This is a genomic window from Alistipes sp. CAG:268 (genome assembly GCA_000434235.1).
Classification (GTDB): domain Bacteria; phylum Bacteroidota; class Bacteroidia; order Bacteroidales; family Rikenellaceae; genus Alistipes; species Alistipes avistercoris.
The window spans coordinates 13532-14274 of the sequence record FR891986.1; the positions used below are offsets into that span (position 1 = coordinate 13532).

Sequence of the window (743 nt, forward strand, 5' to 3'; positions counted from 1 at the left end):
CCCGCCGTCCCGACGAGGAAGAGCAGTGCCGTGAGGGGCATGTGCCGGCCCAGGCCTCCGAGCGCGTCGAGCGACGTGGTGTGCGTGCGCGAGAGGATGTTGCCCGCGCCGAAGAAGAGCAACGTCTTGAAGAACGAGTGGTTCACGGTGTGGAGCAGGGCGCCCGCGATGCCGCAGAGGGCGGCAAACTGGTTGCCCGAGGCTTTGCCCAGCGCCGCGATGCCGAGGCCGATGAGGATCACGCCGATGTTCTCGATCGACGAGTAGGCCAGCAGCCGTTTCACGTCGTTCTGTGCGGCGGCGAGCATCACGCCCCAGAGCCCCGTGACGATGCCTGCGCCCAGCAGGATGAGCCCGGCCGTGCGGAGTTCGGGCAGGTCGCCCAGGGCGGCCGTGATGCGGAGGATGCCGTAGACGCCCGTCTTGATCATTACGCCCGACATCAGGGCCGAGACGTGCGACGGTGCGGCGGGGTGGGCCTCCGGAAGCCATACGTGCATCGGGAAGAGTCCGGCTTTCATGCCGAAGCCTGCCAGGAAAAGGAGGTAGAGCGGCAGCACGGGCTGCGTGCGGAATGCGGCGGCCAGAGCCCCGAACGAGGTGTCGCCCGTTGCGACATCGAGGCGGACGAAGCCGATGAGCAGCAGCACGAAGCCGATGTGCATCATGATCAGGTAGGAGAGGGCGGCGCGGCGAACCTCGCGGCGTTCGGCGTCGAAGAGGATCAGCAGGACCGCCGCCAC

1 protein-coding gene is annotated in these 743 nt (G+C 67.8%); it reads right to left on the reverse strand.

The features are described 5' to 3' along the window. The coding region (locus tag QZL63_RS03640) for a proton-conducting transporter transmembrane domain-containing protein (RefSeq protein ID WP_290585902.1) at positions 1 to 743 on the reverse strand (743 nt) is incomplete at both ends.